We start from the raw sequence: 14,811 nt of genomic DNA on the forward strand, positions 1-14,811 counted from the left end.
GGGCGCATAGTAGCGAGGCGATCTGAATTGATCCGTGAGAGAGATCGCACTAACTATTAACAAATCAGCGTAGGACGTAAATTGAATGACGTTTTCCACGCTAGGTCACATTTGTAACAACATATTTATCAGAAGGCAGTAAGGCATGACGACCACAAGCAGTGTTCAGGTAATTGCTCCACAGACACTCAATACCATGACGTTTCCACTTCATGGCGCGCGTTTAATTGAAGCATCGGCGGGTACGGGTAAAACATTTACCATCGCCGGCCTGTACTTACGCCTACTGCTCGGGCACGGCACGGCAGCACCACAAGGTGAGCTTACAGAAGCTACCCGACACCATGAGCCACTGACCGTAGATCAAATCCTGGTAGTGACCTTTACCGAAGCGGCAACCGCAGAGCTGCGGGATCGTATTCGTGCCCGAATCCATGATGCACGCATAGCGTTTGCTCGCGGGCAAAGTGATGACCCAGTGATTGCTCCTTTGTTGCAAGAGATCGAAGACCACGCTGGCGCTGCGAAAACACTGCTTAATGCGGAAAGGCAAATGGATGAAGCGGCTGTCTACACCATTCACGGCTTTTGTCAGCGAATGTTGACTCAAAATGCCTTCGAGTCTGGCAGCCGATTTGATAATGAGTTTGTGACAGATGAAAGCCATCTTAAAGCGCAAGTAGTAGCCGACTATTGGCGTAAGCAGTTTTACCCGTTGCCGATTCAATTGGCTGGTGAGGTTCGTAATATCTGGGGTTCTCCCGCTTCGCTATTAGCTGACGTAAATCGCTACCTGACGGGCTCTCCACTAAAGCTAACCGTCGAAGCAATGTCGAGTGACTTGCAAACTCTACACGACCAAAACCTAGATAAAGTTAAGCAACTTAAGGCGTTGTGGTGCGAATCCGAAGCGGACTTTTTGGCTTTGATCTCAGGTTCAGATGTGAACAAGCGCAGCTACACCAAGAAGTCTTTGCCTACTTGGTTAGAAGCCGTCACAGCATGGGCACAGATCGACACTCATGATTACCAGTTTCCAGACAAGTTAGAGAAGTTCTCACAAGCAACGTTAATTGAAAAAACACCAAAAGGTACAGCCCCTCAACACGCGGTGTTTGAGGCGATTGAGGACTTCTTAAATTCTCCAGCAGATCTAAAAGCTCCATTGTTGGCACATGCGATTACTCATTGTCGAACCATGTTAGCTAAGGCTAAACAGCAGAAACAGTGGTTATCGTTTGATGATTTGCTTACTCAGTTATCTGCATCGATTGATGTGGATGAGCAATCACTGCTGGTGGAGAGAATCCGCACCTTATACCCGGTTGCGATGATCGATGAATTCCAAGATACCGATCCGCTGCAATACAGTATTTTTAGCCGAATCTATCTCGATAATCCGCAGTGCGGCTTGTTTATGATCGGTGACCCGAAGCAGGCGATTTATGGCTTTCGTGGCGCAGATATCTTTACCTATATCAAGGCGAGAAACCAAGTTAGTGCTCACTACACCTTAGGCACTAACTGGCGCTCAAGTGCGGATATGGTCAGCGCAGTAAACCAAGTGTTTATGAATTCAGACAGTCCGTTTATCTATGACCAAGACATCCCATTCTTACCCGTTGCCGCCAGTCCATCAGCCGACAAACGCCAATGGGTGATGAACGGAGAAATTCAGCACGCACTCACCTTTTGGCTGCAAGAGGCTGAAGACAAGCCACTACCAAAAGGCGAATATCACAAGGCGATGGCTGAGGCGACGGCGAGTCAAATTCAAACCATTCTGACCGCTTCTCAAAACCAGCAAGCCTATTTTGATAACGGCAAAAAACAACATGCCGTGAATGCGGGTGATATTGCTGTTTTGGTTCGAACCGGTAGTGAAGGTCGCTTGATTAAGAACGCGTTGTCGGAACAAGGCATTGCGAGCGTGTATTTGTCGAACCGAGACAGTGTGTTCACCAGCCTAGTCGCGCAAGATATTCAACGCTTACTGCAAGCGGTGCTGACGCCAGAAAATGATCGTGCATTACGCGCGAGCTTGGCCTCTGAGTTGTTTGCTCTGGATGCCGCATCATTGGATGAACTCAACAACGATGAAGTGGTGTGGGAGAACGTCGTTAACGAATTTCGAGAATATCGTAAGTTGTGGCTACAGCGCGGAGTGCTACCAATGCTGCGTAGCGTTATCAGCAAGCGACATCTCGCGGAACGCTTACTGGAAGAAGAAAATGGTGAGCGCTCACTTACCGATTTGATGCACATTGGCGAATTGCTACAACAAGCAAGGCAGGAGCTCGATAGCGATTATGGCTTGCTACGTTGGCTAGCAGAAGCGATCTCCGATACTCAAAATGGTTTAGGCGGCAGTGAGGACGACATTCAACGTCTTGAATCAGAGAGAAACTTGGTTCAAATCGTTACCATTCATAAGTCGAAAGGTTTGGAATATGACTTAGTATTCCTGCCATTTGTTACGAGTTATCGAGAAGCGAGTGAAGGCAAATTCTACGACCATGATTCTGATACCACAGTACTGGATATTACTGGTAGTGATAGTGCTTTAGCGCAAGCCGATAAAGAGCGATTGGCGGAAGATTTACGTTTGATTTATGTAGCACTGACTCGTGCGGTTTATGGCTGTTTCATTGGCATGGCGCCACTGCGTAAAGGGCGTTCAACCAAAGAACCGACCGGCGTGCATTTGAGTGCGATGGGCTATTTGGTTCAAAACGGACAAGAGCAAGGTATTGCCGAATTGCACCAAGCTCTAGCGGCCATTGAAGGAAAAAATTCAAGTGTGCTGTTAGCCGAAACGCCAACCGCTCATGAGCAAGTGTTTGTACAAACAGAGCAAGTGAGTGAAGACTTACATGCTAATGAACTCAAGGCTTCAATTGACCGAGCCTGGCGAATCACCAGTTATTCGGGGCTTGTAAAACAAGGCAGTCACAGCGCGAGCCATGACGCGACCATTGAGGTGTCTGGCTTCGATATTGATTCGGCTGATGAGCAGGGTGAGTCTGAGTTAATTGAACCTGAACGCTCTATCTTTACGTTCCCTCGTGGTGCTCGTCCGGGTACTTTCTTACACACCTTGTTTGAGGACGTTGAATTTACCGAGCCAGCAACCAGCGAACATAACACGCAAGTAATCACTCACTTATTAGAGTCGGAGCAATACGAACTAGAGTGGTTACCTGTGCTTCAACAACTGGTCGATACGGTGCTGAACACCGCGCTGGATGGTAAGAACTTAAAGCTAAGCGAGAAAGACTCAACGCAACGCTTAGTTGAGATGGAATTCTTACTACCGATCGAAGTGCTCGCTGCATCTGAACTGAATCAAACCATTCAATATCACGATCCGTTATCGGCTAAAGCGGGCGACCTAGGTTTTCAAACCGTGCAAGGTATGTTGAAAGGCTTCATCGATTTGGTGTTTGAGCACCAAGGTAAATACTATGTACTCGACTGGAAATCGAATCACTTAGGAGATGATGTTGCTGTCTACCATGGCGAGGCATTGAAATCGGCGATGGCCGACCATCGCTATGATTTGCAATATCAAATTTATGCATTGGCGTTGCACCGTTTCTTACGCAGCCGCGTTGCCAATTACAGCTACGAACAACATTTTGGTGGCGTGTACTACTTGTTCTTACGAGGAATGGACGGCCAATCTCAGCAAGGTATTTTCTCGGCCAAACCAACACTGGCTTTACTTGATGAAATGGATCAATTGATTGACGGTAAAGTGATAGACAGACGTTCGGCGCAATTGAATGACGATGAAACTGGACAGATGGGGCTTTTATAATGACAACAACGACCACTAATACCAGCATAGAGACTGCGAACACAGCAAAGCCAGTTTCACTTATCCCTGAGCAACTTGTGGATGTACACCAGTTTCTTGCGGATAAGGGTTCTATTCGTCAGTTGGATTATCAATTTGCTCGTTTTATTGCTCAGCAAGCCACGAGTTACTCTCAAGAGATCGGCTTTCTTGCTGGGGTAGTGAGCCATGAATTAGGCAAAGGACACATTTGTACTCAGCTGATACAGCAGCATACGACAGGCCATGAACAAACGGCAGATCTAGCCCAGTTACTTGGGTTGTACGGTGAAACGGCTCTGCAATTGAACCAAAAGTTGTTAGGTATTGATTGGTTGGCGGTACTTCAATCGTCCAATTTAGTTGGAGCAACCAATGACTGTGTTAAGCCGCTGATGTTTGATGGACAGCGTGTCTACTTACAGCGTTATTGGAACTACGAGGTGGTACTGGCAAACACGTTAAACCGTTTAAGTAAGCCGGTAGAGTTTAATACTGAACAGAAAAAGGCGCTGACGGAAACACTCAATCAGCTCTTTGCACGTAGTTATCACTTTCTGTTTAACGCTTTAGCCAAGGCTGAAGCAAACCAACAAACGTCTCAGGTACTGCGTCAACAGCTGGTATGTGATCATCTTGATATCGTCGATGAGCAATCTCTGAATTGGGGCGCAATCGATCAAGCGATCGTCCAAGCTAAGCAGGTAGCGGACTTAGGTGTTCTAGACAGTTTGGTACCGATATCGGCATGTTTGAACTGGCAAAAAGTGGCAGCAGCAGTAGCTCTGAGTCGTCGCTTTGCGGTGATTTCTGGTGGACCGGGTACTGGTAAAACAACCACGGTAACCAAGTTATTGTCGGCGATGGTCGAGCAATCACTCAGCCAAGGTAAAACCCCAACGATTAAGCTAGTGGCACCAACGGGTAAAGCGGCGGCGCGTTTAACTGAGTCGATTGGTAAAGCGATTGAGCAACTGCCTTTAGCGCCTGAAGTAAAAGCCAACATACCAACGGAATCGAGCACTTTGCACCGATTGCTTGGTGCGATTCCTAACCGGGCTGAGTTTAGACACAACCGACGCAATCCACTTCACCTTGATATCTTGGTGGTGGATGAAGCATCGATGGTCGATCTGTCGATGATGTATAAGCTGGTGGATGCGCTTCCTGAGAATGCAAGGCTTATCTTGCTGGGGGATAAAGACCAACTCGCTTCCGTTGAAGCCGGTGCGGTGTTAGGTGATATCTGTTCATTCAACTCTGCGGGTTACAGCAGTGCACAAGGCAACTTGATTGCGGAGATGACTGGTTTTGATGCGATAGCCAATACACAGCAGGCAAAAGCGGGAGCCGTTAATTCTCCGGCGATTGCAGATAGTCTGTGTATGCTGCAGAAGAGCTATCGTTTCGATGCACGTTCAGGTATCGGGCAGTTAGCAAAAGCAATTAACAACGGCTCTGCGAATCAAGTAGATCAAGTGTTTGCCAAAGGATTTGGCGATATTGAAAATCATCCTCTATCGAGCGATAGCTATAACTTGATGCTGCGTACGTTAGTCAATGAATATGGTGCGTATCTCAATAGAATGAATGTGCCGTTGGAAGAGTTAGAAACTCAAGAAGCGAGAGCCAAATCGGTGCTCGACTTGTTCAGCCAGTGTCGATTACTGTGTTCTATTCGTGAAGGTGACTTTGGTGTTAAAGGCCTCAACCACAGAATCGAAAGGGCGCTTGCCGCAAGACGTTTAGTGAACCCACACAACGACGAGCTGTGGTATCACGGGCGACCTGTCATGGTGACGCGAAATGATCATGGCTTGGGATTATACAATGGTGATATTGGTATTTGTATGCTTGAGGCGGATTCTAGCCAACCTGATTCAACTCCTCGCTTGAAGGTCTATTTTGAGTTGCCTGATGGCAGCGTGAAAGCTGTGCTACCAAGCCGAGTGCCCGATCATGAAACAGCTTATGCGATGACGATACATAAATCTCAGGGTAGTGAATTTGATCTGACCTTAATGATCTTGCCGCCGGATTTCAGCCCTATTTTAACGCGAGAGCTTATCTATACCGGTATTACACGTGCCAAGAAACGACTGATGATGTTCAGCGACACAAATGTGTTGAAGCGTGGGATTAAGGTGAAAACAGAGCGAGTGAGTGGTTTAGGCAGTCGCTTAACGAATTAGTTGTTAATTACTGCTAGAAAGGACTTGAACTTAAGCTAGATAAACACAAAGCAACCATCCCTGGTTGCTTTGAACGTTATTAAGACTCTTTGCTTAAAAACGCTCGAGTAAACGATATGTGGTTTATCTTGTATTTTGCTTGGCAATTCAAAATAAACTCTTTTAGATTCTCGCTCACAGGGAACACGCAGTGTACGTCTAGCCCTTCTAAGAATTGGTTATCAGCCATATCCCAAAAACTTTGCAGCGAGTTACAAACAATGGTTCTCATATCAATGTTGCTCTTTTTGCTGTTTATATTAACGAGCAGAGCTAATGTTAGCGTGCTGACCGTCAACGGGTATAGCAATCCGTGCAGTGACCACCTCAATGCATGTGATATGACAACCGAGATGGTAATTCCAATAAAAACATTTGTTATTTTGTTAAAGCGACCAAATTCTATACAATTTTACGTGTGAGTTAAAGTGCATAGTTAATAAATCTCATATAGAAAACGATTACGTTTACAATTATTTTTATGTTGAAGTGAGATTTTGCTCCAAAACTTTATTTATACGTTAAGTGCTAGGATCTTTGAGTTACGTTGATAGTTGTATAGCCCTTGTTTTTCCATCGGTAATTCATCAACTGCTATCTCGTAAAAACCTTGTTCACGGAACCAATGAAGGCTGTGTGTCGTTAGGACAAATATTTGGTCGATATCGCGAGATTTTGATTGGTGGCGCATGTAATCCAGCAGTAATTGCCCACGATTTCCATCACGATAATCAGGATGAATTGCAACACACGCCATCTCTGCCATGTGATCTTCCGGGTAGGCGTATAGCGCTGCGCAACCAATAATTAGCCCGTCTTTTTCGATAATGGTAAATCGATGGATCTCTTGCTCTAATTGTTCTCTTGATCGGCGAACCAAGATGCCTTGTTCTTCTAAAGGGCGAATGAGATCAAAGATACCACCGATATCATCAATCTGAGCTTGTCTTACTTGCTCGGCACTCGCCATGACCACTTGCGTGCCAATACCATCAAAAGAGAACAGCTCTTGGATTAATGCGCCATCGACTTTGTAGCTGATGAGGTGACAACGAGGGACTCCGGCACGACAAGCAGAGATCGCTCCTTTCAAGAAGCGCAGTGTTCCTGTGCTCATGTCTTCGGCAGGCTTTTGAGATTCCGTTAAGCGTTCTAGAATTTGCTTGGCGTCTTTAGGGAAGAGTTCGGCGAGTACAGTGCCGCTTTCATCTGTTACCCCTTGTTCGGAGCAGAAACCAATCAGTTTGTCGGCTTTTAAACGAATCGCAACTTGGGTGGCGACTTCTTCAGAAAGCAGATTAAAGCTTTCGCCTGTCACGGAACTAGCGATAGGGCCCAGCAGTACGATGGATCCTTGGTCGAGTGTGCGATTTATTCCTTCGATATCGATTCGACGAATACGCCCGCTGTGGCAATAATCCGTACCGTCATCCACACCTAGCGGCTGAGCCGTAATGAAGTTACCACTCATCACATTGAGTTGAGTACCTGCCATCGGAGTGTTGTTCAAGCTCATCGAAAGGCGCGCGGTGATAGCAAGTTGCAGCTGTCCAGCAGCTTGCATTGCTACACCCAGAGAATATTCATCAGTGACCCTAATGTTCTTATGATAAGGCGTATGGCAATCTTGTTTTGCTAGCAGTTGGTTGATCTGTGGCCTTGCCCCGTGAACGAGAACAATCTTCACGCCAAGGCTGTGGAGTAGGGCAATGTCGCTAATAATGTTACCAAAGTTTCTATCGGCAACAGCTTCGCCTCCCAGCATAATGACCATGGTTTTGCCACGGTGAGCATTCACGTAAGGGGTTGATTGTCTGAAACCTTTTACTAGCGCTGTACTTCTTAATTTCACAGAACAAGTCCATTTGTGTTTATTTATTCGTTAATTTAGCATTTAAATTCAAATCTAAACAACACCTTTTTGGAATAAAGCGCAAACTATTCTTATGTAGGCTTCAATATATAAACTGTCTCAGTGTAGAATGCGCATAGCATCCTTATGAGTCGTAAACGAATGCAGCAAGCTCCAGCTACAAAGAACAAGATCGATGAGATCACTAAAGGCCTCTATAGTGAAGCAGATCAGCGCAATCAATCTAAGTTGAAGCGTAAGATCATTGAGCGCTGCTTAATGGTTTTAGCCTTGGTGGGTTCATTTGCTGTGGTTTCTTTATTTGGTGATGTGCTTTCCCGAGTGCAAGATGCGGCGACGCCTGATCATCTAATATATGGCACTTGGATAGAGCAGGATGTTGCACATTATGCGACAGATGAGTTTGTACTGAATGCTAATGGTGTGTCAGTTCGTGGATCTGTTGTTTCGACGACCTTTGATTTTGACGGTAATTACTTTGAATACAAGGCGGGTGATAAAACCTATCGCTTCCGCATGACCAACTCTGACAATACAGAAATGGTGCTCGATTCTGACAGTCACTACAATCCCATCTTCCGTCTTAAAGGTCACATCGATAACTCCGTCCGATAGGTTATCTTATTGTAAACTCTTACAATCTACGATTGTGTTATCTGACTGTTTTTGTCATCCTCGATGCATAGAATTTTTAGGATGACTCTTGTGATTAAAAAATGGCTTCCCCTAGTCGCGGCCTCTTTGTTATTTGGCTGTGCTCAACCCACTGATCTTGCTCAACAACACCTTGATGACGAATTTCCTCGTACCTTGAATAAGGTCGATCAGGTTGAATCCAATAAACCAAGAGACTATACCGCATTTGCAGAACAAGCTGAGATGGTGGTTTCTAAATCCCCTTCAATGGCTAAAATCTATGAGCCGCTTTATCAACAACTCAATGAGTGGGCGATGCTGAGTGGAGATCCAAGCGAGCTCGCTAATTTTGGCGTTCAAACTGCTCAACTAGGTGGTGGTGATAAACAAGGCAATGTTTTGTTTACAGGCTACTTTTCTCCTGTTATGGAACTGCGCCACGAAGCGAATGAAGAATACCGTTACCCAGTTTACGGGCTTCCTGAGTGTGGTAAAGAGTGTCCAACACGCGAAGAGATTTACAACGGCGCATTAGAAGGTCAAGGCCTTGAGTTAGGTTACTCAGCAAACCGTATCGACCCATTTATGATGGAAGTGCAGGGCAGTGGGTTCGTGCACTTCGGTGATGATGATACGCTGCAGTATTTCGCATACGCAGGTAAGAACAATAAAGCTTATGTAAGCATTGGCCGTGTTTTGATTGAGCGAGGCTTAGTTCCACGCGAAAAAATGTCACTAAAAGCAATCAAAGAGTGGGTGTTGGCAAACGATCCTGAAGTGGTCAAAGAGTTGCTTGAGCAAAATCCATCTTTCGTGTTTTTTGAAGCGAGAGACGACTTGTCAGTAATGGGCAGTGCTGGGATTCCTCTATTGCCAATGGCTGCAGTAGCAGGCGATCGCTCTATCTTGCCTATGGGAACTCCAATTTTGGCTGAGGTTCCTTTATTGAATGCGGATGGTACTTGGAGCGGTGCGCACCAATTAAGATTGTTATTGGTTTTGGATACGGGCGGCGCGGTTAAGCAGAACCATTTGGATCTCTACCATGGTATGGGGCCGCGAGCAGGCACTGAAGCGGGTCACTACAAGCATTTTGGTCGCGTGTGGAAGCTCGGCTTAGATGGCAGCGCAACCGAAGCGCCTTGGGCTTTGCCTCCTGAAAAGGTTGAGTAAGCGACAATAAAATAGGGCATTGAAAGCGAATCGCTAATCCCCTAGACTTTTTATTCAAGAGTGCGTATAAAACGCACTCTTTTCTTTTTCTCAGAAATAAATTGGCGGCAACAATGCGTGAATTGACCACTCCAGCTTCAGAAAACTATGACCAACGATTTGGTGGCACTCGTCGTCTGTATGGCAATAGTGAAGTCGACATACTTAGAGCTGCACACGTGTGTGTTATCGGTATTGGCGGTGTAGGTTCATGGGCTGTTGAAGCACTTGCTCGTACTGGTTTAGGTGAGCTTACTTTGATCGATATGGATGATGTGTGTGTGACTAACATCAACCGTCAAATTCATGCAATGTCGGGCACGGTTGGTAAGAGCAAAATCGAAGTGATGGCCGAGCGTGTTAAGCTGATTAACCCTGAGTGTAAAGTTAACCTGATTGACGATTTCATCGATCCTGATAATCAGGCGGAATACTTATCGAAAGAGTTCGATTTTGTGTTGGATGCGATCGATAGCATGAAGGCTAAGGCTTCGCTATTGGCGTATTGCCGCAGTAACAAAATCAAAGTAATCACCACTGGTGGTGCGGGGGGGCAAATCGACCCAACGCAAATCAAAGTGGCTGATTTGACCAAGACGATTCAAGATCCGCTAGCGAAGAAGCTTAAAGATACCCTTCGTCGTCATCATAATTTCCCTAAGAATCCAGCACGTAAGTTTGGTATCGATTGTGTGTTCTCGACTGAACAGCTGAAATACCCTCAAGCTGACGGTAGTGTATGTGCTGCGAAAGCAACAGCTGAAGGTCCAAAGCGCATGGATTGTGCGACGGGCTTTGGTGCGGCAACCGTAGTAACGGCGACTTTTGGTTTTGTGGCTGTTTCACGTATTGTAGAAAAGCTGATTCAAAAGCACGCTAAGTAACGTCTCTATTCAATTAATAATCGACTGGATATTAAAATGACCACATTCCCAAGCTCTCCATTCGGCACTGAAATTACCAGTGATGATATCGTCGCGAAGATGCAGACATTCAGCGGCTGGGAAGACCGTTATCGCCAAGTGATTCAATGGGGTAAGAAACTGCCAACTATGCCTGATGAACTGAAAAGTGAACAGGTGATTGTCTCTGGCTGTGAAAGCCAAGTGTGGTTGGTTTCTCAGAATATCGATGGTGTTTGGCACTTTTGTGCTGATTCTGATGCTCGCATCGTTCGCGGTCTGATTGCATTAGTGATGGCTGCGTATGATGGTAAAACATCAGAGCAGGTTCAAGCGTTCGATATCGATGGATATTTTGAACAAATCGGTTTAATTACCCATCTAAGCCCATCTCGCGGTAATGGATTAAAAGCGATAGTTGCTCAAATCCAAGAGTTCAGTGCTTAACATCTCTTAGATATACAGAAACAAAAAGGGTTGACGCTAAACGCCAACCCTAAATAATTTAGCTACTCGCTAAAGCATCTCAACGGCTTTTTCTATCGCCGCTATGAGTTTTTCAACATCATCCATGTTGTTGTAAATACCAAATGAAATTCGAACCGTTCCTTTCACTCCAAGTGCATCCATTAATGGGTGAGCACAATGATGTCCTGCTCGTACCGCAATACCTTGCTGATCCAAAAGCGTCGCTATATCCTGATGGTGAACACCATCCATCACAAAAGTAATCACACTCGCGTTAGGTTGATAACCCAAAATCTGAATGTCATCCAGTTTGCTGAGTGCAAGATAAGTCTCGTGCTGTAGCTGGTGGATATGATTTTCGACATCTTGTTGTGCAAAACCACTTAACCACTCAATTGCGGTGCTTAATGCTATAGCACCGGCAACATTTGGTGTGCCCGCTTCGAACTTCCCTGGCAGTTCAGAAAAAGTAGTGCCAGAGAACGCAACTCGCTCGACCATTTTGCCACCGCCATGCCAAGGGGGCATCGCTTCGAGTAATTCAAGCTTGCCATAAAGCGCGCCGATACCCGCAGGGGCATAGAGTTTGTGCCCAGAGAATACGTAGAAATCCGCACCTAAAGATGAAACATCAACAGGCTCATGAACGATGCCTTGTGCGCCATCGACCACAACAATCGCATTCATTTTGTGTGCTTTCTCGATGACGACTTCAATCGGCTGACGAGAACCTGTTACGTTGGTTATCTGAGCTAATGCAACAATTTTGGTTTGTTCATTTAAAAGTGCATCAAACGCAGTGAGGTCAAATTCGCAATCCGATGTCATTGGTACTTTAACGACTTTAGCGCCGGTTTGTTCTGCAACAATTTGCCAAGTCACTATGTTGGCGTGATGTTCCATTTCACTCACTAAGATCTCATCGCCAGGTTGAAGGGTACTTCTTGCGTAAGTTTGAGCAATTAAATTGAGTGCTTCGGTGGCACCACGAGTCCAGATGATCTCTTTTGATGAGGCTGCGCCAATGAACTGAGCGACCTTATCTCTAGCAGCTTCAAACTGACTGGTCGCGTTCGCTGTTAAGCTATGACTACCACGGTGAACATTGGCATTTTGTTTGGAGTAATATTGGCTAATGGCATCAATAACTACCTGAGGTTTTTGTGTTGTTGCCGCGCTGTCTAAGTAAATCAATGGTTGTTGATTGATGGTTTGTGATAGCGCAGGAAACTGCTCTCGGATGTGATTGATATCAAACATCTATTCTTACCTAAAATCTTGGAAATTGGTGCTAGCGTTGTGCTTAGCGGTATTGTTATTTTATCGCGACTTGTTAACCGTTGCTGACTAATCTTGATGATTCCAGCTATTTTCTTGCTCTTCGACCTGATCGAACAGCTTTTGGTTAACGGGAACTTTTATCTGATGCTTAAGCGCTGTTTTTATTAGGTGCCCAGTGATGAAGTCGATCTCTGTCTTGCGTTGGTAAAACATATCCTGCTTCATGGATGAGTTGTTCTGCGCTGTGGCTTGGATTACCTGTTTGACGCTGGCTTCTAATTCGTCGAATGAACAAGCGATCTCTTCGGCTTGCATAACTTTTGTGAGCTCTTCAACGATAGAGCTTAAAGTATCCCCAAACTTTTGGTCTGCAAGTTCGCCATTCTTGATTTGTTCCAACCCAGTCAGTGGATTGATAGCACAATTGATGGCGAGTTTGGTCCAAAGCGCGGTTTTTATTTGTGGGTTCCAACTCACAGCGGGGAGAGCATGTTCCAATACATCAACTAAAAACGTGCACTGCTGACCCGTTTGATTAAAAGCACCCAGTTGAGTTTGTCCTAACCCTGTGTGACAAACATTATTCTTGTCGGGCTTGAATGCGGCTTGGGTGGTGGTTGCTAGTACTACCGGGTGGTCATTAATTTGAGCCGCTATCTGATCAACTGCGCCCATTCCGTTATGCATGAACATGAGAATGGTATCAGAGTCGAGATATTGAAGTAACGGAGTGGTAGCTTCTTCTACTTGCCAAGCTTTGACTGTGGAGATCACTAAGTCACTCGCAGATAGCTTTTCGATATTGTTATTACTGAAGGAAAGTGAAGCTTGCTCATCAAGTGATAGGTCCATTGAGGTTTCTGGGGAGCGGCTCCACAAAGAGACATTATGACCAGCTTGAAGTAGTTTTATTGCCCATAAAGAGCCAATTGCTCCAGGTCCAACAATAGTAATGTTCACAGCAATACCGAGATAAGAAAGTGATGCTGCAAGGATAGCGAGGCATTAAATGAAAGCAATAAAAAATGGCACCCGAGGGTGCCATTTAGGAAACTTTCTTGGAAGTTTGATTAGAACTTGTAAGTTACTGCAACGTAGTGACCTACGCCAGAAGATTCAGCTTGTGTAGATGCATCCCATGGAAGGTTTGCGCCATCTTTAAAGCCGTATACATCGCTGTATAGTTTCAAGCCGTAACCAACTGCAAAGCGATCTGAGTGCCAGTAAAGACCGTTAAACATCGCGCCGCCGTTGCTTACTTGAGAGTACTCATCTTGCATACCGAATTGGTAATCGATGTAACCTTGGTAAGAGATGAATGAACCGTTCTCGAAGAAGTAGAATGGCTTGAACCAGTTAGTCGAGATTTGGAAACCGTTCCAGTCTTTGTTGTTTGAATCGTATGTACCGTAAAGGTTTAGACCCATTTTGCCAAACCATGGAACCATTACATCAGAACCAAGACCAACTTTTTGAGTGTTAACGCCAGAGTTACCACCCCATTCCATAAGCGTAGATACGTAAAGCTCTTGAACTGGACCGAAAGAAAGATCTTTACCTGTTAGCCCGTCAAGAGACATACGAGGAGCAAATTTCATGAAGATTTTTTCTTGGCCATTTTTATCACTACCTGGATCAGAAGTTAGGTTGAACACGTCAACGTAACCGTAAAGATCAAAGATTCCAGAGCGACCACCAAATTCCATCTCTAGGTAATCATGAGTAGACTCAGTAACGCCTTTCTCATTGAATGCACCCATAAGGTTGAACTGCATCCATTTGTAATCGTTCTTATGGATGTCGCCGTCAGAATAATCAGCTGCCATTACTGGAGCAGATACTGCTGCAAGTAGGCCAAGAGTTAAAAGTGATTTACGCATAATGGAACTCTCTATGTTTGAAATAAGTAACCCGCTAATCCGTGCGTGTTTATGATGTCCGAATGCCGAGCATAATAGCGATTTTGTTCTCAAATAAAAGTGAGACAGAGTGAAAACTACAATTATTAAGGTGAGATCGATCACACTACTGAGCTAAATGATGGAACTTTAAGATAGTAATGCATCTCGATGCACCTCTAATTCTATTGATTTTGTGAAATTCGATTATTTTATGGATAAATAGGTGAAATACTGCTCTAAGCAAACGATTCTACTAATTAGAGTGATATGCATATCAAAATCAACAGTATTCTTTTCTAAGCATTTTCTCTTAAAAAATGACTCATTCAAATCACCTCTCAATCTTGTCTTTGATCTATTTTTGACCAACAGCGTAATGGAGTTGGAATCAATTGATGGACAACTCATGTGATGACTGCCTAGGGATTTGAACCTAGCTACTTTTTGAATCACGGAGAACCAATGACAG

General features: G+C 45.0%; 11 protein-coding genes. 6 read left to right on the forward strand and 5 right to left on the reverse strand.

Features of this window, described 5'->3' with window-relative positions:
- The first annotated feature begins 145 nt into the window (after nt 1-145).
- Together recB and recD are read left to right on the forward strand one after the other, a co-directional pair.
- Nucleotides 146-3,820: an exodeoxyribonuclease V subunit beta gene (recB, locus tag AC3CH3_RS03545; RefSeq protein ID WP_488537752.1), complete on the forward strand. Its 3,675-nt coding sequence runs from the start codon at nt 146-148 to the stop codon at nt 3,818-3,820.
- The gene (gene recD / locus AC3CH3_RS03550) at nt 3,820-6,030 is read left to right on the forward strand and encodes an exodeoxyribonuclease V subunit alpha (protein ID WP_488537753.1); all 2,211 of its coding nucleotides are present in this window, start codon (nt 3,820-3,822) and stop codon (nt 6,028-6,030) included. Before recB ends, recD begins: the two co-directional genes overlap by 1 nt.
- 79 nt (nt 6,031-6,109) lie before the next feature.
- On the opposite strand, the gene AC3CH3_RS03555 is transcribed toward recD, so the two are convergent.
- Both AC3CH3_RS03555 and argA read right to left on the reverse strand, forming a co-directional pair.
- Nucleotides 6,110-6,301 carry a hypothetical protein gene (locus AC3CH3_RS03555; RefSeq protein WP_004735192.1) on the reverse strand — a complete coding sequence of 64 codons (192 nt, stop codon included), beginning with the start codon at nt 6,299-6,301 and terminating at the stop codon, nt 6,110-6,112.
- Between the two features lie 282 nt (nt 6,302-6,583).
- Complete coding sequence (argA, locus tag AC3CH3_RS03560; RefSeq protein WP_146491375.1) at nt 6,584-7,921, reverse strand: amino-acid N-acetyltransferase; 1,338 nt, start codon at nt 7,919-7,921, stop codon at nt 6,584-6,586.
- A gap of 162 nt (nt 7,922-8,083) precedes the next feature.
- Between argA and AC3CH3_RS03565 the strand changes: the two genes are divergently transcribed.
- From AC3CH3_RS03565 to csdE, 4 genes are all read left to right on the forward strand, one after another.
- The gene (locus AC3CH3_RS03565; RefSeq protein WP_060983350.1) at nt 8,084-8,557 is read left to right on the forward strand and encodes a DUF2850 domain-containing protein; all 474 of its coding nucleotides are present in this window, start codon (nt 8,084-8,086) and stop codon (nt 8,555-8,557) included.
- A gap of 81 nt (nt 8,558-8,638) precedes the next feature.
- Entirely contained in the window at nt 8,639-9,751 is a 1,113-nt protein-coding gene (mltA, locus tag AC3CH3_RS03570) for a murein transglycosylase A (protein WP_017059898.1), read from the forward strand.
- A 113-nt stretch (nt 9,752-9,864) separates the two neighbouring features.
- Complete coding sequence (gene tcdA / locus AC3CH3_RS03575; RefSeq protein ID WP_488537754.1) at nt 9,865-10,674, forward strand: tRNA cyclic N6-threonylcarbamoyladenosine(37) synthase TcdA; 810 nt, start codon at nt 9,865-9,867, stop codon at nt 10,672-10,674.
- A 36-nt stretch (nt 10,675-10,710) separates the two neighbouring features.
- The gene (gene csdE / locus AC3CH3_RS03580) at nt 10,711-11,139 is read left to right on the forward strand and encodes a cysteine desulfurase sulfur acceptor subunit CsdE (protein WP_488537755.1); all 429 of its coding nucleotides are present in this window, start codon (nt 10,711-10,713) and stop codon (nt 11,137-11,139) included.
- Nucleotides 11,140-11,208: 69 nt separating this feature from the next.
- On the opposite strand, the gene csdA is transcribed toward csdE, so the two are convergent.
- The 3 genes from csdA to AC3CH3_RS03595 all read right to left on the reverse strand — a co-directional run bounded on the left by csdA (nt 11,209) and on the right by AC3CH3_RS03595 (nt 14,321).
- Nucleotides 11,209-12,420, reverse strand: a complete 1,212-nt coding sequence (gene csdA, locus AC3CH3_RS03585) for a cysteine desulfurase CsdA (protein ID WP_488537756.1) — start codon at nt 12,418-12,420, stop codon at nt 11,209-11,211.
- Nucleotides 12,421-12,507: 87 nt separating this feature from the next.
- A complete protein-coding gene (panE, locus tag AC3CH3_RS03590; protein WP_488537757.1) occupies nt 12,508-13,401 on the reverse strand; it encodes a 2-dehydropantoate 2-reductase in 894 nt (297 codons plus the stop codon).
- Nucleotides 13,402-13,511: 110 nt separating this feature from the next.
- Nucleotides 13,512-14,321, reverse strand: coding sequence for a nucleoside-specific channel-forming Tsx family protein (locus tag AC3CH3_RS03595; protein ID WP_146491379.1), 810 nt, complete (start codon nt 14,319-14,321; stop codon nt 13,512-13,514).
- Nucleotides 14,322-14,811 lie beyond the last annotated feature (490 nt).

This window comes from Vibrio sp. QJM3NY_35 (assembly GCF_057785915.1).

Excerpts from the sequence above, each read along its gene's own strand:
- mltA (WP_017059898.1), top strand. The coding sequence starts at position 8,639 with ATGACTCTTGTGATTAAAAAATGGCTTCCCCTAGTCGCGGCCTCTTTG.
- AC3CH3_RS03595 (WP_146491379.1), bottom strand. The coding sequence starts at position 14,321 with ATGCGTAAATCACTTTTAACTCTTGGCCTACTTGCAGCAGTATCTGCT.
- recD (WP_488537753.1), top strand. The coding sequence starts at position 3,820 with ATGACAACAACGACCACTAATACCAGCATAGAGACTGCGAACACAGCA.
- AC3CH3_RS03555 (WP_004735192.1), bottom strand. The coding sequence starts at position 6,301 with ATGAGAACCATTGTTTGTAACTCGCTGCAAAGTTTTTGGGATATGGCT.
- csdE (WP_488537755.1), top strand. The coding sequence starts at position 10,711 with ATGACCACATTCCCAAGCTCTCCATTCGGCACTGAAATTACCAGTGAT.
- AC3CH3_RS03565 (WP_060983350.1), top strand. The coding sequence starts at position 8,084 with ATGCAGCAAGCTCCAGCTACAAAGAACAAGATCGATGAGATCACTAAA.
- tcdA (WP_488537754.1), top strand. The coding sequence starts at position 9,865 with ATGCGTGAATTGACCACTCCAGCTTCAGAAAACTATGACCAACGATTT.
- recB (WP_488537752.1), top strand. The coding sequence starts at position 146 with ATGACGACCACAAGCAGTGTTCAGGTAATTGCTCCACAGACACTCAAT.
- csdA (WP_488537756.1), bottom strand. The coding sequence starts at position 12,420 with ATGTTTGATATCAATCACATCCGAGAGCAGTTTCCTGCGCTATCACAA.